This window comes from Pseudomonas borbori (genome assembly GCF_900115555.1).
Taxonomy (GTDB): Bacteria; Pseudomonadota; Gammaproteobacteria; order Pseudomonadales; family Pseudomonadaceae; genus Aquipseudomonas; species Aquipseudomonas borbori.
The window spans coordinates 119787-137631 of record NZ_FOWX01000007.1 but is presented as its reverse complement, the minus strand read 5'-3'; the positions used below and the strand labels follow the sequence as shown (position 1 = coordinate 137631).

The following is a 17845-nucleotide window of genomic DNA, read 5'->3' as shown; positions in this document are numbered from 1 at the left end:
TGCCGGCGTCGTCCCTGAGCTGCAGTTACAGGCCTGCCCCTTGCGTCAGCACGTTGAACGGCCAGACTTAACCTATTCTGGTCGCGCCCAGGCGCGGCAACCCCTGGAGAGCCGGACATGCTCACGTCTGCCGCCAAACAGCGCTTCGCCGGCCGCCTGGTCATGCTCGGCTTCGGCTGCATCGGCCAGGGGGTACTGCCGCTCCTGCTGCGCCATATCGACCTCAGGCCCGAGCAACTGCTGATCATCAGCGCCGATCACTGGGGGCTGCCGCTGGCCCGTGAGCACGGGATCACCCTGGTGCATTACGAGTTGACCCGGGACAACTATCGACAGGTACTCGAGCCACGACTCGCGGCGGGCGACTTTCTCCTCAACCTCTCGGTGAATGTCTCCAGCCTGGCGCTGATCGAGCTGTGCCGCGAGCGGGGCGCGCTGTACTTGGACACCTGCATCGAACCCTGGGCCGGCGGTTATGACGCCCCGTCGCTGTCGCTCTCGCAACGCTCCAACTACGCCCTGCGCGAAGCCGTGCTGGCCCTGCGCGGCAGGCGCGGCAAACAGCCCACGGCGGTGCTGACCCATGGCGCCAACCCCGGCCTGATTTCCCATCTGCTCAAGCAGGCGTTGCTCGAGCTGGCCACCGACCGCGGCCTGGGTGCCGCACCACCGACCTCACGCGAGGACTGGGCGCGGCTGGCGCAACGGCTGGGCGTGTGCAGCATCCATATCGCCGAACGCGACTCGCAGTACGGCCCCGAACCCAAGGCTGCCGGCGAGTTCGTCAACACCTGGTCGGTACCCGGGTTTCTCAGCGAGGCCTGCCAACCGGCCGAACTGGGCTGGGGCAGCCATGAGCGCTATCTCCCCGCAGACGCCGCGCGGCATGCCTTCGGCTGTCAGGCCGCCCTCTACCTGAGCCGCCCCGGCGCGGCCACCCGGGTACGCAGCTGGACGCCGCTGGCTGGGGCACAACTGGGCTTTCTCGTCACCCATGGCGAATCCATCTCCATCGCCGACTATTTCACCCTCGGCGATCCGCTCGCGCCCGAGTACCGCCCCACGGTGCTCTATGCCTATCATCCGTGCGACGCGGCGGTGCTCTCGCTGCACGAACTGGCCGGCCGCAACTGGCGACCACAGCGACGCCAGCGGCTGCTCGAGGAAGACATAGTGGACGGCGTGGATGCCCTCGGCGTGCTGCTCATGGGCCACCCGCGCGGCGCTTACTGGTACGGCTCGCGCCTGAGCATCCAGCAGGCCCGGACGCTGTGCCCGGAGAACAACGCCACCAGCCTGCAGGTCACCAGCGCGGTGATGGCCGGGGTGATCTGGGCCATGCGGCACCCCAGACGCGGCATCGTCGAGCCGGACGAAATGCCCCACACGGCGATTCTCCAACTGTGCCGGCCCTATCTCGGCGAAGTTGGCGGGGTGTACAGCGACTGGACCCCACTTGAACACCGCAGCGACCTGTTTCCCGAGGACCTCGACCTCGACGACCCCTGGCAATTCAAGAATTTCCGCGCCCAATGAGAACTATGCTTGAATCATGGTCCGCGCCACTTTCCGCTTCTACGAGGAGCTCAACGACTTTCTGCCGGCCGAGCGCCGACGGCGGGAGTTCGACTGCATATGCGCCCGCGCGGCCACCACCAAGCATATGGTCGAGGCTCTTGGCGTGCCCCACACCGAGGTCGAACTGCTGCTGGTCAACGGCGAGTCGGTGGGCTTCGAGCGGTTATTGGCGGACGGCGACCGGGTGGCGGTCTACCCCAAGTTCGAACGCCTGGACATCAGCTCCCTGCTCAAGGTGCGAAACCGCCCGTTGCGGGTCTTGCGTTTCATCGCCGATGCCCACCTCGGCGGTCTGGCTCACCTGCTGCGCATGGCCGGTTTCGACACGCTCTACGACAACCATTTCGACGATCTGCAGATCGCCGAAATCGCCGCCCGCGAGCAGCGCATCGTGCTGACCCGCGACCGCGAATTGCTCAAGCGCCGGTTGGTCAGTCATGGCTGCTACGTGCATGCGCGCAAGCCCGCCGAGCAGTTGCGCGAGCTGTGCCAGCGGCTCGATCTGACGGCCAGCATCAAGCCGTTCAGCCGTTGCCTGCATTGCAACCTGCCGTTGCACGGCATCGATGCGCAAGAAGCCCGCGAGCGCCTGCCCAGCCGCATCGGCTACAGCTATTCGCAGTTCATGCACTGCCACGGCTGCGGCCGCCTGTACTGGCAGGGCACACACTGGCGCAGCATGCGCGCCCTGCTGAAACCGCTGCTCACGCCAGCGGACTGAAGCCCAAGCACGCTCAGGCCGGCGGCTGCAGCCCGGCCTCGCGCAGCCAGACCGGATTGAACAGGCGCCCGGCATAGAGCCCGCCGCGGTCGCACAACAGGGTCACCACGCAGTGCCCCGGGCCCAGCTCCCGGGCCAGTTGCTGCGCGGCAACCAGGTTGATGCCGCTCGACCCACCGACGAACAAGCCTTCCTCGCGCAGCAGGCGATAGAGCATGTCCACGCACTGCTGATCGTCTACCTGCAGCGCTGAGTCAATCGGCGTGTCCTGCAGATTGGCGGTGACCCGGCTGGTGCCGATACCTTCGGTGATCGACTTGCCCTCGGCACGCAACTCGCCGTCCAGCACCCAGTGATAGAGGGAGCTGCCCATGGGGTCGGCGAGGACGATGCGCACCGCCGGCTTGCGCTCCTTGAGATAACGCGCCACGCCGGCCAGGGTGCCGCCGGTACCGACCGCGCAGACGAAGGCATCCACCCTGCCCTCGCTGTCGCGCCAGATCTCCGGCCCGGTGGTGCGGTAGTGCACGTCGCGATTGGAGGTATTGTCGAACTGGTTGGCCCAGATCGCCCCGGGCAAGGTGGCGGCCAGACGCCCGGCGATCTTCTGGTAATTGTCCGGGTCGTTGTACGGCTTGGGCGGTACCGGACGCACCTCGGCGCCCAGCTGGCGCAGCAGCTCGAACTTCTCCCGCGACTGGTTATCCGGGATCACGATGATGCAGCGGTACCCGCGCGCCGCACAGATATGCGCCAGACCGATGCCGGTGTTGCCGGCGGTGCCTTCGACCACGGTCCCGCCCGGTCCCAGGCGGCCGCTGCGCTCGGCGTCTTCGATGATGCCCAGGGCCGTGCGGTCTTTCACCGAACCGCCGGGGTTGAGGAACTCGGCCTTGGCCAGGATCTCGCAACCGGTCTCGGCGCTCAGCTTGCCGAGGCGAATCAGCGGCGTATCGCCAATGGTTCCGCTAAAACCGTCGCGGATAGCCATGGTTCACCTCCAACCTGCTCTATCCTTTTTTTAGTTTAGTCCCGAGCGTTCGTGGGTTGACGGCTATCAATACCGCGTCCACCCGCCAGGCATAACCTCGAACCCTTCCCCTGAGGACAGGCCACATGGAAAAGCAGCAGCAATGGAACCTCTGGTTCTTCCTCGTCGCCTTCAGCCTGCTCCTGGTGTTTCAGGACTGGTGGGGGACACGCAGCACGGTCGAGCCCCTGCCCTACAGCGAGTTCATGCGCCTGCTCAGGGAAGAAAAGCTGAGCGATCTGCGTATCGAGCAGCAGCAGATCAGCGGCAAGCTCAAGGAGCCGATCAATAACCGTACACAGTTCAGCACCATCAGGGTTGAACCCGAACTGGCCGAGGCCCTGGCGCAGTCGCAGGTGACCTTCAGTGGTACCCGCCAGGGCGGGCCGATCAGCACTCTGCTGAGCTGGCTGCTGCCCTTTATCCTGATCTTCGCCCTCTGGTCGTTCCTGTTCCGCCGTCTGGCCGAGAAACAGGGCTTCGGCGGCATGGTCAACGTCGGCAAGTCCAAGGCCAAGGTGTTCGTCCAGCGCGATACCGGGGTGACCTTCGACGATGTGGCCGGCATCGACGAAGCCAAGGCCGAACTGCTCGAGGTGGTCTCCTTCCTCAAGGACCAGCCCAGGTACAGCCGCCTCGGCGCGCGGATTCCCAAGGGCATCCTGCTGGTCGGCCCGCCCGGTACCGGCAAGACCCTGGTGGCCAAGGCGGTGGCCGGCGAGGCCAACGTGCCGTTCTTCTCCATCTCCGGCTCGGAGTTCGTCGAGATGTTCGTCGGCGTCGGCGCCGCACGGGTGCGCGACCTGTTCGAGCAGGCGCGCAAGGCCGCGCCCTGCATCATCTTCATCGACGAACTGGACGCCCTGGGCAAGGCACGCGGGGTCGGCGCCTTTGGCGGCAACGACGAGAAGGAGCAGACCCTCAACCAGTTGTTGGCCGAACTGGACGGTTTCGACCCGCGCGAAGGCGTGGTCCTGCTGGCCGCCACCAACCGGCCGGAGATCCTCGACCCGGCCCTGCTGCGCGCCGGCCGCTTCGACCGCCAGATCGTCATCGACCGCCCCGATCGGCACGGCCGGGTGGCGATTCTCAAGGTGCATGCCAAGCGCATCCAGGCCACTGCCGACCTCGACCTGGAGCGTATCGCGGGCATCACCACCGGCTTTTCCGGCGCCGACCTGGCCAACCTGGTCAACGAGGCGGCCATACTCGCCACCCGGCGCGGCGCCGATGCGGTGAGCATGGCCGACTTCACCGCCGCGGTGGAACGCATCGTGATCGGCAGCGAACGGCGCGGGCGCCTGCTCCAGCCCCACGAACGCGAGGTGGTGGCCCACCACGAGATGGGTCATGCCCTGGCCGCGGCCAGCCTGGCCGGCATGGATCCGGTGCACAAGGTATCGATCATCCCGCGCTCGGTCGGCGCGCTCGGCTATACCCTGCAGCGGCCAACCGAGGATCGCTTCCTGATCACCCTGGAGGAACTGAAAAACCGCATGATCGTGCTGCTCGCCGGGCGCGCCGCGGAAGAGCTGATCTTCAACGAGATTTCCACCGGCGCCGCCGACGACCTGGCCAAGGTCACCGACATCGCCCGGCAGATCGTCACCCGCTTCGGCATGACCGCCGAACTCGGTCAGGCCGTGCTGGAACGGCAAAGCGCCAGCTACCTGGGCGAGCAGACGATCGGCCTGCGCGAGAAGGACTACTCGGAACAGACCGCGCGCGAGGTCGACCTCAGCGTCAGGGCCCTGATCGATGGCGCCTATATGCGGGCCAAGGCCCTGCTGCTGAGTCGCCGCGCCGAGCTGGAGCAAGGCGCCCGGTTGCTGCTGGAAAAGGAAACCCTGACCCCCGAAGAGTTCCCGGCGCTGCGCCCACTGCCGGCCTAGCGTTCAGATGGAGGCAAACTCAATGCAGAGAAAATCCGCCGGGCAAAGGCTGTGCCTGTACGACAGCACAGAACTCGAGACCGTTGTCCACAACATGGCCCTCCAGGCCGCGGTGCTGCTGCCGCCCGGGCAAAGTGCGCTGGTGGGTATCCTGCGCCGTGGCGAGCCCCTGGCGCGCCTGCTGCAACGGCAGCTGGCGCAGCTCAGCGGGCAAGCCGAATTGCCCCTGTATGCGCTCAAGGTCAAACGCTACGCCGATGACCTCCGCCTGCTGCATGCGCAAACGGCCCTGACCGAGAGCCCCGAACTGGCCGCGCTGGACCTGTCCGGTACCACCCTGCTGGTGGTCGATGACGTGCTCTATGAAGGTCACTCGCTGTTGCGCACCTGTGCCTACCTGGCGCGTCTCGGTGCCCAGCGGGTACGCACGGCGGTGCTGGTCGATCGCTGCGTCTGCACCCAGCCGGTGCATGCCGATATAGTCGGCGTGCGCCTGCAGATCGCCCCCGGCGACATCATCGAATGCAACGTGCCGCCGTACGAGCCGGCGTTTCGCATCGAGGTGCTGCGCCACGGCGGCTGAGCGGGTGCCCGCCGACAACCGGGCAACTCACCGCCTGTCAGCGCTGCTGGTGCTCTCAGGCCGTCCGCGACTCGCGTTGATGTACATCAAGATGCCTTGGCGCAAATCAGTGCAAACAGATAACAGGTGGCGGCTTGTTGAGCCTGGTCTCCAAGCCAGCCCTCAATCCACTGTTTTCGCGTCGCGGAGCCTGTCATGGACAAGTATCAGCAGAGTCAGAAAAACAAACTGTTCAGCCCCAACCGCCACGATCCAACCCTCAGCCCGCGCAGTGCTGGCACCGCGGTCTGCCCCAGATGCAGTGCGCTTTATCAAGCCGGCAGCTGGGCCTGGCAAACCCCACAAGCCAGCCTCCCTGCCGATGTCACGGAGGTTGTCTGTCCGGCTTGCCGGCGCATTGAAGACAAAGTGCCAGCGGGCACCCTGACCTTGTCAGGGGAGTTTCTGAAGGCCCACCACGACGAAATCCTCAACCTGATCCACAACACCGAGACACTGGAAAAGGCCGAGCACGCCATGGAACGCCTGCTCGAAGTCACGACCCTGGATGAAGTCGTGCAAGTGACCACCACCGGAATCCACCTGGCCAATCGCATCGGTCACGCCCTGGATTCGGCCTACAAGGGCCAGACCCAATACCATTACGACGACGACCAGACCCACGTCAGCATCCACTGGCAGCGCGACTGAAGCAGCGGGCTCAAGAACAGCGCTTTTGTAGGATGTGGCGGCTGTTCGAGAACAGACTGCCCCTGACCACGGCGCTTGAGCCTGCCGTCAGGGCGACGAAGGGGCCAGTCGTTGCTCCAGGTAGGCGATCAGGGCATCGAGGCTGTCCAGTCTGTGGTAGTCGGCCTCGGGGATATTCACGCCCAGGCGCCGGTGCAAGGCGCCGAGAAAGCGCAGCCAGTCCATCGAGTCGAGGTCGACCTCGTCGCGCAGCCGGCGGTCGCTGCGCAATGTATCTGGCTCGAGCTCCGGCGCGATGTGCTGCAACTCTTCGAGCACCTGCTGACGCAACTGTTGGCGATCCATTGTCATGTTCCTCAGAGACTGTCCGGGTTTTGCAGAAGACGCCGCACTTCGCCGAGAAAGCGCGCGCCATAGTGCCCGTCGCTGACCCGGTGATCGGCGGCCAGGCTGGCGACCACGCAAGGCACCACGCAGAGCTGGCCGCTCTCGACCCAGGGCCGCTCGGCGATGCTGCCGAAGCCGACCAGGGCCACCTGCGGCGGGTAGATCACGCCGAACACCGTGTCCACGCCCTGATCGCCGAGCTGGGTGACGGTGAGGCTGGCGTCGCTCAGCTCGGAACTGCGCAACGAGCCGCTGCGGGCGCGCTGCACCAGGTCGGCGAGTTCGCCCATCAATTGGCCCAGCGGCTTGTCGGCGACCGCGTGCAGCGCCGGCGCGATCAGGCCGCCCTGGCGCAGGGCGATGGCTACGCCGAGGTGGATGTCGGCGGCCGGCTGGAAGGCGCCCTCGCGCCAGAAGCCATTGAGCTGCGGGTACTCGCGCAGCGCCAGAGCCACCGCCTTGAGCAGCAGCACACTGGGCAGCAGGCGCTGCTCCGGGGTGCTCCCGGCATTGCGCGTCTGCAGCCAGGCCATGGCCGGACCCAGGGCGATGGTTTGACTGAGGTAGTAATGCGGGATCTCGCGTTTGGACCGGCTCATGGCCGCGCCGATGGCCTGGCGCATGGCGGCCTGGCGCATGGCGGCCTGGCGATCGGTCGGGCCGCGTTCGGTTGGCGCCGGCGCCCGGCCGGCGGCTTCGACGTCTTCCAGGGTGATCACGCCATGGGGCCCCGTCCCCGTCAGTGCCGCCGGGTCGAGGCCCAGTTCGCCGGCACGCTTGCGCGCCGCCGGGGAAACCCGTGGCCGGCTGGCCGGCGCCACGGTCTCGAGCGGCCTGCCGGGCGCGGGCGCCACGGGTTCGACAACCGGCTTGCGCGGCACCTGGCGGCGCGCGGTTGCGGCGCTTTCCCCGGCTTCCAGCAAGCTGGCGATCGGCGTGCCCACCGGCACCTTGGCGCCAGGCTCGATCAGCAGCTCGAAGACGTCACCCTCTTGCCAGCACTCCACCTCGACCGCAGCCTTGGCGGTATCGACCACGGCAATCACCTGGCCGCGCCTGACCGCATCGCCGGGCTTGATCCGCCATTCCAGCAGCGTGCCCTCGTCCATGTCGGCGCCGAGGGATGGCAGTTTGAAGTCGATCATGTGTAGCTCCCGTGCAATCCACGTAGGGTGCGCTGTGCGCACCGCATCCCCCATGACACAAGCCAAACGCCGCCATGATCATCGCCAGCAAGGACTAGGCGTCCCCCTGGTTCCTACAGCCCCCGCTCCTATGAACCTTAGCCAGCTAGCCGCACAGCTCATGGGCCGCCGCGACTATCGCCGGCACCTGCGGCAACGCGGCTTGTTCCAGGTGTCTGGCGTAGGGGATCGGCACCTCGGCGCTGCACACCCGCATCGGCGCCGCGTCCAGCTCGTAGAACGCCTGTTCGACGATCCGCGCGATGATCTCGGCGGCCAGGCTGCCGCTGCGCCAGCCTTCGTCGACCACCAGCACGCGGCGGGTCTTGCGCAGCGAGGCGAGAATGGTTGCGTCGTCCAGCGGGCGCAGCACGCGCAGGTCGATGACCTCGGCGGCGATTCCCTCCCCGGCCAGTTGCTCGGCCGCCGCCAGGGCTTTGCCGAGGGTGCCGCCGTAGGCGATCAGGGTCAGGTCGCTGCCCTCGCGGCGCACCCGCGCCGAGCTGATGTCCACAGGTTCGGCCTGATTCAGCTCGCCTTCGAGGTTGTAGAGCTGGGCATGCTCGAAGATCAGCACCGGATCGGGATCCTGCAGCGCCGGCCAGAGCATGCCGCGGGCGTCCTCGAGAGTCGCCGGGGCGAGGATCTTCAGGCCGGGGATATGCGTGTACCAGCCCTCCAGGCTGTGCGAGTGCTGGGCCGCCAGCTGGCGTCCGGCGCCGGTGGCCATGCGCAGCACCAGCGGTACCGAGAACTGGCCGCCGGACATATGGCGCAGGGTCGCGGCGGTGTTGATGATCGGGTCGAGGGCGAGCAGGCTGAAGTTCACCGTCATCACCTCGACGATCGGCCGCATGCCGCCCAGTGCCGCACCGATGCCGGCGCCGACGAAGCCCAGCTCGGACAAGGGCGTGTCGCGGATACGTTCCTCGCCGAACTCCTCGAGCAAACCCTTGGACACGGCATAGGTGCCGCCGTAGCGGCCGACGTCCTCGCCCATCAGAAACACCCGCGGGTCACGCTGCAACGCCTCGCGCAGGGCTTCGCGCAGCGCCTCGCGGTAGCTCGTGCGCAGGCTCATGGCGCAGCCTCCGGGTTTGCTGTCGGCACGGGCGCCGGCGTGTAGACATCGCGGCACAGGTCTTCCAGCGGCTCCGGGCTGCCGGCCTCGGCATAGGCCACCGCGGCTTCCACCTCCTGTTCCACCTCGGCCTCGAGTGCCGCCAGTCCCGCCTCGTCGAGCAACCCCTCGGCCATCAGCCGGGCCTTGTAGGCGAGGATCGGCCCGCGCGCCTTCCACTGCTCGACTTCGGCCTTGTCGCGGTACAGCTCGGGGTCGAACATCGAGTGGGCACGGAAGCGATAGGTCTGGTATTCGAGGAAATACGGCCCCAGCCCCGCGCGCACCTGCTCGACCGCCGTGCAGGTAGCCTGGTGCACGGCGACCACGTCCATGCCGTCCACCGTCTGGGTGGCGATCTTGTAGGCGCCAGCCTTGGCGCACAGGTCGGTCTGCGACTGCGAACGTGCCAGGGCGGTGCCCATGGCGTAGAGGTTGTTCTCGCAGCAGAACAGCACCGGCAGTTGCCAGAGCACGGCCAGGTTGAGCGCCTCGTGGAAGGCGCCTTCGGCCATCGCGCCTTCGCCGAAGAAGCAGGCGGCGAGCCGCGTGCCGCCCTGCATGCGTTCGGCCAGGGCCAGGCCGGCTGCCAGCGGCAGACCGCCGGCGACGATGGCGTTGCCGCCGAAGAAGCGCGTCCTGGCGTCGAACAGGTGCATCGAGCCGCCGCGCCCGCGCGAGCAGCCTTCCTGTTTGCCGTACATCTCGGCCATGATCGCCGTCATCGGCACGCCCTGGATCAGCGCATGGCCATGCTCGCGGTAGGTGGCGAGCACCGCATCGTCGGGCGTCAGGGCATGCAGGGCGCCGACCGCCACCGCCTCCTCGCCGATATACAGGTGCAGGAAACCACGGATCTTGCCCTGGCCATACAGCTCGGCGGCGCGTTCCTCCAGACGGCGGATGCGCAGCATGTCGCGCAGCAGAGCCAGGGCGAAGTCGCGCGGATACGGCACGGGCGCGCTCATGTCGGGTTCTCCAGGGTCGAGGTGTCGCCCTCGGGCAGGCCCAGCTCGCGGGCCTTGAGCAGGCGGCGCATGAGCTTACCGCTGCGGGTGTGCGGCAGGCTCGGCAAGAACGCCAGCGCCTTGGGCGCCACCGCGGCGCCGAGACGCTTGCGTGCATGGCCGAGCAGATCGTCGTGCAGCGCCTGACTGGCGACGAAGCCGCTCTTCAGCGAAACAAAGGCCTTGACCAGTTCGCCGAGCAACGCATCGGGGATGCCGATCACCGCGGCCTCGGCCACGGCCGGGTGCTCCATCAGCGCACTTTCCACCTCGAACGGGCCGATCAGGTGGCCCGCCGACTTGATCACGTCGTCGTTGCGGCCGACGAACCAGTAGTAGCCGTCAGCATCGCGGCGGGCCAGGTCGCCACTCAGGTACCAGTCGCCGACGAAGCAGCGGCGGTAGCGCTCTTCCTGGCCCAGGTAGGTGCGAAACAGCGCCGGCCAGGGTTGTTTCAGCGCCAGTTCGCCGATCTGCTCGTCCGCCAGCAACTGCAGGCTGCCGTCCTCGCCGCGGCTGACGATGGCCGCCTCGACGCCCGGCAGCGGCTTGCCCATGGAACCGGGCTTGATCGGCATGGCCAGGGTGTTGGCGATCATGATGCCGCCGGTCTCGGTCTGCCACCAGTTGTCGTGGATCGGCCGGCCGAGCACCTCCTTGCCCCACCACACCGCCTCCGGGTTGAGCGGCTCGCCGACACTGGCGATAAAGCGCAGCCGGGCAAAATTATGCCGCTGGGCCAGCTCCGGGCCGGCCTTCATCAGCAGGCGAATGGCCGTGGGCGCGGTGTACCAGACGCTGACCTGTTCTTTTTCGAGGATGCTGTACCAGCGCTCGGCATCGAATTCGCCGCTGTCGACCACGCTGGTCACGCCCAGCAGCAGCGGCGCGAGAATGCCGTAGGAGGTGCCGGTGACCCAGCCGGGGTCGGCGCTGCACCAATAGATGTCATTGGGGTGCAGGTCGAGGGCGTACTTGCCGCTGACGTAATGGGTCAGCACCGCGCCATGCACATGCAAGGCGCCCTTGGGCGTGCCGGTGGTGCCGCTGGTGAAGTGCAGCAAGGCCGGGCTGTCGGCAGTGGTCGGGGCAATCGTGAAGTCTTCCGCCGCCTGGGCCAGCAGCTTGTGCAGGCTCAGGGTACCCTCCGGCGGCGTACTGACGGCACCGTTGGCGTCATACAGCAGCACATGCTCGAGCGCCGGCAGGCGGTCACGGATGGCGGCGATCTTGCGCCGGTAGAGGGTCTCGCTGGTCAGCAGCACGCTGCCCGCGCCCAGACGCAAGCGGGTTTCCAGCGGTTCCGGGCCGAAGGCGCAGAATAGCGGCGACACCACGCAGCCGTTCTTCAAGCCGCCCAGCACCCCCAGGTAGAGCTCCAGGCCGCGCTCGCAGAGCACGAACAGGCGTGCCCCGGCGCCGATGCCAAGCCCCTGCAGGACATTGGCGAAACGGTTGCTCAGGCCGCTCAACTGCGCGTAGCTGATCGAACAATGACCGCCATTGCGCTCGAGGATGCGCAGCGCGACATGGCTCCTGCGCCGGCCCTGGGCATGCCGGTCGACGGCCTCGTAGGCCAGATTCAGACCGCCATCGGGCAGGCCGGCCAATTCCTCGGCCTGAGCCTGCCAGGAAAAGGCCTTGCGCGCATCGGGGCTGTCATCCCAGTTGGGCTTGACCCGCAGTTCCGCTGCGGTTTTTTCGATGATGGCCGCTCGCATGGGCTTTCCCCCGGGTGACGACTCAGCAGAGCCGCTGATCCTGCGCAATGAATGTCCGATAACCACCGGCCTGAAAGTGCAGATAACGGTCATAACGGTAGGTCGGGCCGTCCTTGCACACGTAACTGGTGCCCAGGTAGCAATGCCCGCACAGGCCGTCGGCGCAGTGCATGCGCCGCTCCAGCGAGAGCCAGATCTTGTCGGCGGCGACCCCGCGTTGCAGGCACGCCTCGGCGGTCGCCAGCATCAGCGCCTCGGGACCGCAGCAGAGCACCGCTTCAGGCGGCTCGGCGGCAAACAGTTCGTCGAAGTGATCCAGCGGCGAGCCCTGGCGCTGGGGCGGTTCGGCCTCGTCGCAGGTTTCGATGAAGCGCAGGCTCTGCCGCCAGCGCCCGCGCTCGCGCCCCAGTACCTGGGCGGCGCGGTTGCGCGCGCCATAGACGACGCTCAAGTGCACCGGCAGGCGGTGCCGACTGGCTTCCTCGATCACCCCGGCCAAGGGCACCAGGCCGCAGCCCCCCGCCACCACCAGTACCTGGCGCGCGCAGAAGAACAGCGGCCAGCCCTTGCCGAAGGGACCGCGATAACCCAGCACGGCGCCCATTGGTTGCTCGAACAAGGCCTGGGTGAGCGCGCCCATGCGCCGCACCAGGGCGTTGAAGTGGCCTTGCTGGTCCGGCAGGCTGAGGTAGGTGAACGGCGCTTCGCCGAAGCCCGGCACCGCGAGCATGAAGAATTGCCCGGGAATCACCGCCAGATCGCCGGCCAACGGCTTGTCGATGCGCAGGCTGAAGTGGCGCGCCTCGTCACCGTCCGCGTAGTGGTCGAGCAGCAGCAGTTTGCGTGGCGTCAGATCGATCATGATTGTGCTACCCGCTGCATTACCCCATGTACCCCTATGCCGCCCGGGCAGACACGGTCACAGCGTCCGCAACCGACACAGCCATAGGCCTCGAATTGAGCCTTGAAACCATCACCGAACTTGTGCGACCAGAAGCGCTGCACCCGTTGCCCCGAAGTGGCGCTGGGGTTGTGCCCACTCGCCTCTTTCTGGAAGCCCTGGTACAGGCAGGAGTCCCAGACCCGCTCGCGCTGCATGCTGTCCGGCGCGCCGAGGCGATCCCGGGGGGCGTAGCAGGAACAGGTCGGGCATACCGTCGTGCAGCCGGAGCAGCCCAGGCAGCGCAGCCCCAGCGCCTCCCAGGTAGCGGCGGCGATCCGCCCGTCGTTGAGCGACACGATGCCGTCGACTATTTCCTGCTGCGGCTCCTGCTCAGCCGCCACGCAGGCCTGATTGGCGCTGCGCTCGGCTTGCCAATCATCGGCGGCCACAGGCAAGCGCAGGCCGCGCAAGGCGGCGTGACCTGCCTCACTGGCGACCAGCAGCAGCCAGTCGGCCGCTGCGTCCTGGCGCGGCAACAGGATCAGGTCGGCGCTCTGCTCGCGTACCGCCGGGCCGCTGTCGACGATGCTGCAGAAACCGCCGGTGCAGCTGTGCAGGCAATCGACGCCCACCAGCAGGGTGGCGCGCCGGCGCGCCTGGTAATGCGGGTCTGCGGCGTAGAAACGATCCTGGTAGGCCACGGCCTGCAGGTCGCAGGCATGCAGGCCGAACAGCACCTGGGGCACCACAGCCGGCAACGCCGAGTAGAACTGCCCGCCGTCGAAGCGAAACAGCAACTCGCGCTCGGCGAAGAAAAAACTCTTGGCGGAAAATGGCGGTGGCTCGGCCGCGGGTTCGAAGGCGCTGAAATCCTGGGCGCTGACCACTTGCCAGTGTTGCCCGCCCTGGCCATCGTCGCGCACTTCATACAGCCGATGCTGCAGGGCCAGATGAGCGCGCAGGCGCTCCGGTTGATCCAGCTTATAGGCGTGCATGCTCGACCTCGCGGCTACCGGCCTGGGCGCTGGGCGCCTGGCCGGGCGGTAGTGGCTCGACCCTCACCGCGCAGGCTTTCAGCTCGGGCATCTTGCTGATCGGATCCTGGGCGCTGTTGGTCAGGCGGTTGCAGGGCGCTTCCTGGAAGTGATAGGGCATGGCCAGAGTGCCCGGGGGCACGTCATCGCTGAGCTGCACACGGGTTTCCAGATAGCCGCGGCGCGAACTCACCCGCAGCCCCTGGTGATCGTGCAGCCCCAGCTTCAGCGCATCGGCCGGGTGCATGAACAGCAGCCCGGCCGGCGTTTCGCGCTCGAGCAGCGGCGACTTGCGGGTCATCGAGCCGCCACCGTAGTGAAAGTGCAGACGGTGGGTGGTGAAGGCAAACGGATACTCGACGTCCGGGCATTCGTCCGGCGCCACCTGGGTCACCGGCAACAGGCGCCCGCGCCCAAGGGGGAAGGACTGCTCGTGGAGAATCACCGTACCCTGCGGATGCGCGGCATCGCAGGGCCATTGCAGGCCATGCTGGGCGTCCAGGGCCGCATAGGTCATGCCGGAATAGATCGGCGTCAGCCCGGCCATCTCGTCGAACACCTCCTCGGCATCGGCCCAGGCCATGCCCGGATAGCCCATGCGCTGGGCCAGTTCGGCGAGTATCTGCCAATCGCTACGGGCCAGCCCTGGCGCGGCTATGGCCTGGCGGATGCGCTGCACGCGGCGTTCGCAGTTGGTGAAGGTGCCGTCCTTCTCGGCGAACGCGGCGGCCGGCAACAGCACATCGGCGCACTTGGCCGTCTCGGTCAGGCTGAGCTCGACCACCACCAGGAAATCCAGGGCCGCGAAAGCGCGGGCCACCTGATTCTGGTCCGGATCGGTCAGCAGCGGATCCTCGCCCATGATCAGCAGCGCGCGCAGCTCACCGGCCTGCGCCGCCTTGAGCATGCCCTGCGAGGTCAAACCGGGCGCCTGCGCCAGTTCGCTGGCCCAGGCCGCGGCGAATTTGGCCTGCACCGCCGGGTCGGCGACCTCCTGGTAGCCGGGATAGACATTCGGCAGGCAGCCCATGTCGCAGGCGCCCTGCACGTTGTTCTGCCCGCGCAGCGGATTGATGCCGGTGCCGGGACGGCCGATCTGCCCGCAGACCAGGGCCAGATTGGAGACCGCGATGACGTTGTTGGTGCCGCTCTGGAACTGGGTGATGCCCATGCCATAGGCGGTGAACGCCGCCTTGGCGTGGCTGTAGAGCAAGGCCAGGCGTTGCAGGTCGGCCAGCGCCACGCCGGTGGCGGCGCTGGTCTGCTCCGGGGTCAGCCCGGCCAGGTACTGGCGCAGCGGCTGGATGTCCTCGCAGCGGGCCTCGAGGAAGGCGCGGTTCTCCCAGCCATTGGCGAAAATGATCTGCAGCAGGCCGTTGAGCAGGGCGATATTGCTGCCCAGGCGCACTTGCAGGTGAATATCGGCCAGGCGGGCCAGCCGGGTCTTGCGCGGGTCGACCACCACCAGGGTGGCGCCACGGGCCTGGGCCCGCAGCATGCGCGCACCGATCATCGCGTGGTTCTCGGTGACATCGGCGCCGATCACCAGGATCAGGTCGGCTACGTCGATATCGGCAATGCTGTTGGTCATCGCCCCCGAGCCGAGGGTGCGCGCCAGGCCGGCCACCGAGGGGCTGTGGCAGATGCGCGCACAGTGATCGATGTTGTGGGTCTTGAGCACCGCGCGGGCGAACTTCTGCGCGGCGTAGTTATCCTCGTTGGTCGCGCGGGCGCAACTGATCACGCCAGCGCCGCCCGGCCCCTGCTGATCCAGGGCGGCGCGGAACTCCTCGGCGATCCGCCCCAGCGCCTCGTCCCAACTGGCAGGACGGAAACCTCCATGCTCCTTGATCATCGGCTCGGTCAAGCGCTTGTACGGCTCTATGGCGAAGCTGGTGGCCCAGCCCTTGGAGCAGAGTTGACCCTGGCTGACCGGGTGGCCGGGTTGGGGTTCGACGCCGATCACCCGGCCATCCTCGACGCGCAGACCCAGGCCGCAACCCACCCCGCAGAACGTGCAAATGCTCGGAACCACGCGCATGTCGATCTCCTCGCCGACTACCTGAAGTCAGGCTAGGCCGCAGACCGTGCAACGTGTTTGATCAAGATCAATGAATCGGGATGCAGTGCCCGCAAGCAATGGAATCGCCTTGATCAAGATCAAAGTGGCCGCCTGGAGACGCTCGCAGAATCGATTTGTCCAGTCCCGGACAATCTGCCTGGAGGAATGAAAATGACCAGTTCCGCAAAGAAGATGCCGATAAAAACCGAAGAACCGTCGAGTAAACGCGTGGCGTCGGCAACGCCCTGGCACCCGCTGGCCAATCTGCGCGAGCAGATCGATCACCTGTTCGAGGACTTTTCCCGCAGCCCGTTGCAGATGCCTTTCGGCCGCCGGATGTTCGACGTCGAGCCGTTCTTTCGCCGTGAGCTGATGGGCCACGGCATCCCCGCCGTGGATATCGCCGAGAAGGAAAAGAGCTTCGAGATCAGCGCCGAACTGCCCGGCATGGATGAGAAGAACATCGAGATCAAGTTGTCCAACGGCAACCTGGTGATCAAGGGCGAGAAGAAGGAAGAAACCGAGGAGAAGAAGAAGGACTACTACCTATCCGAACGTCACTACGGCTCCTTCGAACGGATCTTCAACCTGCCCAAGGGCGTCGATGCCGACAAGATCGAGGCCAGCTTCAGCAAAGGCGTGCTGACCATCAGCCTGCCGAAGAAGCCCGAAGCGATCAAACCGGAAAAACACATCAACATCAAAGTCAGCTGAGTGCAGTAAATCACCGAGGCCCCGGGCGGCAACGCGCAGGGGCCTCTTTTTGAGCGCTACCGCTCTGCCAGCCAATCCGTTGCGTTGCTACGCCCTGACCGTCAGGATGCTGCACGGCACCTGGTAGAGAACATGTTCGGTGGTGCTGCCGATCAGCTTGTCCAGGCCCTTGCGCTGGACGCTGCCCATCACCAGCACATCGGTCTGGTTCAACCTGGCGAAGTCGGCGATGGCGCTGATCGGCGAGCCGAGAATGAAATGGCGGCGCTCGGTCGGTACGCCGTAATCGTCGGCCAGCGCGTTGAACCCGGTTTGCAGTTTGCTGCGCAGTTCCTCGACCAGGTCGCCGCCGCTGGACACGCTGCCCGCCACCGCGTTGGTCAGATAGGCCAGGGTCGGGTCATAGCTATGCAACAGATGCAACTCGGCATCGCATTGCAGGGCCAGGCCATTGGCCGTTTCGATGATGCGCTGGTTGAGGCCGCTTTCCTGGGCTTGCGGGTTCGCCGGGTCGACTGCCGCGACCACGCGGCGCGGCAGTGGGTTGCCGAGTGTGCTGACCAGGTGCACCGGTATCGGCGATTCGCGGAGCAGGTGCCAGTCCAGCGGGGTGATGAATGCTCGCTTGAGCGCCGGCTCATGCTGCAGATCCTTGATCAGCAGGTCCGCCTGGATCTCGGCCGCGTGGCGGAGAATTTCCTCCAGCGGATGGTTGGTCCAGACCGCTTCGGTGGTGACCTGGATGCCTTTGCCGCGCAGCAGTTCAGCCTCGTCCTTGAGCCATTCGCGGTGTTCCTGCAGATAACTCTCGCGGGTTTTCTCCTGGATGCTCTTGTCCAGCAGCGCGAGGGTCGCAAACGGCTCGACGAAGGCGGCGATGTGCAGCGCGGCACCGCTGGCGGAGGCCAGTGCGGCGGCGCGCTGCAGGCCCGGCGAATGGCGCATGTCGCGGTCGGCGATGAGGAACAGGCGTTGATATTGACCCATGGGGCACCTCCGTGAGGCTGGTTCTGTGCGTTGCCGCGGGCACGGCATAGCGCAACCAGCGGATGCCTTACACGCTGCGCCGCGGGCCTGGCGTGCGTGTTGATTTACATCAAGCCAGTGCGCTGGCGAATCGGAGGCTTGATCGATATCAATATCGACCGCCAGCCAGGGCGCGCATGCTGTTGACCTGATTCAGGGGCGTTTGCCCGATTGACATAGCGCTTGTGGCTTGTTGCATTGCGCCGCGGCGCT

At 66.7% G+C, this 17845-nt stretch carries 16 protein-coding genes; 6 read left to right on the top strand and 10 right to left on the bottom strand.

What is annotated here, in order from left to right; all coding sequences use genetic code 11:
* Positions 1 to 117: 117 nt before the first annotated feature.
* Both BM315_RS07300 and BM315_RS07295 read left to right on the top strand, forming a co-directional pair.
* Positions 118 to 1536, top strand: a complete 1419-nt coding sequence (locus BM315_RS07300) for a homospermidine synthase (protein WP_090499345.1) — start codon at positions 118 to 120, stop codon at positions 1534 to 1536.
* 16 nt (positions 1537 to 1552) lie between these two features.
* Complete coding sequence (locus BM315_RS07295) at positions 1553 to 2299, top strand: Mut7-C RNAse domain-containing protein (protein ID WP_090499343.1); 747 nt, start codon at positions 1553 to 1555, stop codon at positions 2297 to 2299.
* 13 nt (positions 2300 to 2312) lie between these two features.
* Here the strand turns inward: BM315_RS07295 and BM315_RS07290 are convergent, their stop codons facing one another.
* Positions 2313 to 3290 carry a cysteine synthase A gene (locus BM315_RS07290; RefSeq protein WP_090499341.1) on the bottom strand — a complete coding sequence of 326 codons (978 nt, stop codon included), beginning with the start codon at positions 3288 to 3290 and terminating at the stop codon, positions 2313 to 2315.
* Between the two features lie 125 nt (positions 3291 to 3415).
* Here BM315_RS07290 and ftsH point away from each other — a divergent pair, with 125 nt between their 5' ends.
* The 3 genes from ftsH to BM315_RS07275 all read left to right on the top strand — a co-directional run bounded on the left by ftsH (position 3416) and on the right by BM315_RS07275 (position 6494).
* On the top strand, positions 3416 to 5221 hold the full coding sequence (gene ftsH, locus BM315_RS07285) for an ATP-dependent zinc metalloprotease FtsH (protein WP_090499339.1): 1806 nt from the start codon (positions 3416 to 3418) through the stop codon (positions 5219 to 5221).
* Between the two features lie 22 nt (positions 5222 to 5243).
* Positions 5244 to 5804 carry a phosphoribosyltransferase family protein gene (locus BM315_RS07280; RefSeq protein ID WP_090499337.1) on the top strand — a complete coding sequence of 187 codons (561 nt, stop codon included), beginning with the start codon at positions 5244 to 5246 and terminating at the stop codon, positions 5802 to 5804.
* Between the two features lie 195 nt (positions 5805 to 5999).
* Entirely contained in the window at positions 6000 to 6494 is a 495-nt protein-coding gene (locus BM315_RS07275; protein WP_090499334.1) for a BCAM0308 family protein, read from the top strand.
* An 87-nt stretch (positions 6495 to 6581) separates the two neighbouring features.
* Here BM315_RS07275 and BM315_RS07270 read toward each other — a convergent pair whose 3' ends face one another.
* The 8 genes from BM315_RS07270 to fdhF all read right to left on the bottom strand — a co-directional run bounded on the left by BM315_RS07270 (position 6582) and on the right by fdhF (position 15871).
* A complete protein-coding gene (locus tag BM315_RS07270) occupies positions 6582 to 6839 on the bottom strand; it encodes an acyl carrier protein (RefSeq protein WP_090499333.1) in 258 nt (85 codons plus the stop codon).
* A gap of 11 nt (positions 6840 to 6850) precedes the next feature.
* Positions 6851 to 8026, bottom strand: a complete 1176-nt coding sequence (locus tag BM315_RS07265) for a dihydrolipoamide acetyltransferase family protein (RefSeq protein ID WP_090499331.1) — start codon at positions 8024 to 8026, stop codon at positions 6851 to 6853.
* Positions 8027 to 8171: 145 nt separating this feature from the next.
* Positions 8172 to 9146: an alpha-ketoacid dehydrogenase subunit beta gene (locus BM315_RS07260; protein ID WP_090499329.1), complete on the bottom strand. Its 975-nt coding sequence runs from the start codon at positions 9144 to 9146 to the stop codon at positions 8172 to 8174.
* A complete protein-coding gene (gene pdhA / locus BM315_RS07255) occupies positions 9143 to 10153 on the bottom strand; it encodes a pyruvate dehydrogenase (acetyl-transferring) E1 component subunit alpha (protein WP_090499327.1) in 1011 nt (336 codons plus the stop codon). The genes BM315_RS07260 and pdhA overlap by 4 nt, the downstream gene beginning before the upstream one ends.
* The gene (acsA, locus tag BM315_RS07250) at positions 10150 to 11913 is read right to left on the bottom strand and encodes an acetate--CoA ligase (RefSeq protein ID WP_090499325.1); all 1764 of its coding nucleotides are present in this window, start codon (positions 11911 to 11913) and stop codon (positions 10150 to 10152) included. Before acsA ends, pdhA begins: the two co-directional genes overlap by 4 nt.
* Positions 11914 to 11935: 22 nt before the next feature.
* Positions 11936 to 12775, bottom strand: coding sequence for an FAD/NAD(P)-binding protein (locus BM315_RS07245; protein WP_090499323.1), 840 nt, complete (start codon positions 12773 to 12775; stop codon positions 11936 to 11938).
* Positions 12772 to 13791, bottom strand: a complete 1020-nt coding sequence (locus BM315_RS07240) for a 4Fe-4S dicluster domain-containing protein (protein ID WP_090499321.1) — start codon at positions 13789 to 13791, stop codon at positions 12772 to 12774. Before BM315_RS07240 ends, BM315_RS07245 begins: the two co-directional genes overlap by 4 nt.
* Positions 13778 to 15871, bottom strand: coding sequence for a formate dehydrogenase subunit alpha (gene fdhF / locus BM315_RS07235; RefSeq protein ID WP_090499319.1), 2094 nt, complete (start codon positions 15869 to 15871; stop codon positions 13778 to 13780). The genes BM315_RS07240 and fdhF overlap by 14 nt, the downstream gene beginning before the upstream one ends.
* 192 nt (positions 15872 to 16063) lie before the next feature.
* Here fdhF and BM315_RS07230 point away from each other — a divergent pair, with 192 nt between their 5' ends.
* The gene (locus tag BM315_RS07230) at positions 16064 to 16606 is read left to right on the top strand and encodes an Hsp20/alpha crystallin family protein (protein WP_090499317.1); all 543 of its coding nucleotides are present in this window, start codon (positions 16064 to 16066) and stop codon (positions 16604 to 16606) included.
* Positions 16607 to 16693: 87 nt separating this feature from the next.
* On the opposite strand, the gene BM315_RS07225 is transcribed toward BM315_RS07230, so the two are convergent.
* Positions 16694 to 17593, bottom strand: a complete 900-nt coding sequence (locus BM315_RS07225; protein ID WP_090499315.1) for a universal stress protein — start codon at positions 17591 to 17593, stop codon at positions 16694 to 16696.
* Positions 17594 to 17845 lie beyond the last annotated feature (252 nt).

Excerpts from the sequence above, each read along its gene's own strand:
- BM315_RS07300 (WP_090499345.1), top strand. The coding sequence starts at position 118 with ATGCTCACGTCTGCCGCCAAACAGCGCTTCGCCGGCCGCCTGGTCATG.
- BM315_RS07295 (WP_090499343.1), top strand. The coding sequence starts at position 1,553 with ATGGTCCGCGCCACTTTCCGCTTCTACGAGGAGCTCAACGACTTTCTG.
- BM315_RS07290 (WP_090499341.1), bottom strand. The coding sequence starts at position 3,290 with ATGGCTATCCGCGACGGTTTTAGCGGAACCATTGGCGATACGCCGCTG.
- ftsH (WP_090499339.1), top strand. The coding sequence starts at position 3,416 with ATGGAAAAGCAGCAGCAATGGAACCTCTGGTTCTTCCTCGTCGCCTTC.
- BM315_RS07280 (WP_090499337.1), top strand. The coding sequence starts at position 5,244 with ATGCAGAGAAAATCCGCCGGGCAAAGGCTGTGCCTGTACGACAGCACA.
- BM315_RS07275 (WP_090499334.1), top strand. The coding sequence starts at position 6,000 with ATGGACAAGTATCAGCAGAGTCAGAAAAACAAACTGTTCAGCCCCAAC.
- BM315_RS07270 (WP_090499333.1), bottom strand. The coding sequence starts at position 6,839 with ATGGATCGCCAACAGTTGCGTCAGCAGGTGCTCGAAGAGTTGCAGCAC.
- BM315_RS07265 (WP_090499331.1), bottom strand. The coding sequence starts at position 8,026 with ATGATCGACTTCAAACTGCCATCCCTCGGCGCCGACATGGACGAGGGC.
- BM315_RS07260 (WP_090499329.1), bottom strand. The coding sequence starts at position 9,146 with ATGAGCCTGCGCACGAGCTACCGCGAGGCGCTGCGCGAAGCCCTGCGC.
- pdhA (WP_090499327.1), bottom strand. The coding sequence starts at position 10,153 with ATGAGCGCGCCCGTGCCGTATCCGCGCGACTTCGCCCTGGCTCTGCTG.
- acsA (WP_090499325.1), bottom strand. The coding sequence starts at position 11,913 with ATGCGAGCGGCCATCATCGAAAAAACCGCAGCGGAACTGCGGGTCAAG.
- BM315_RS07245 (WP_090499323.1), bottom strand. The coding sequence starts at position 12,775 with ATGATCGATCTGACGCCACGCAAACTGCTGCTGCTCGACCACTACGCG.
- BM315_RS07240 (WP_090499321.1), bottom strand. The coding sequence starts at position 13,791 with ATGCACGCCTATAAGCTGGATCAACCGGAGCGCCTGCGCGCTCATCTG.
- fdhF (WP_090499319.1), bottom strand. The coding sequence starts at position 15,871 with ATGCGCGTGGTTCCGAGCATTTGCACGTTCTGCGGGGTGGGTTGCGGC.
- BM315_RS07230 (WP_090499317.1), top strand. The coding sequence starts at position 16,064 with ATGACCAGTTCCGCAAAGAAGATGCCGATAAAAACCGAAGAACCGTCG.
- BM315_RS07225 (WP_090499315.1), bottom strand. The coding sequence starts at position 17,593 with ATGGGTCAATATCAACGCCTGTTCCTCATCGCCGACCGCGACATGCGC.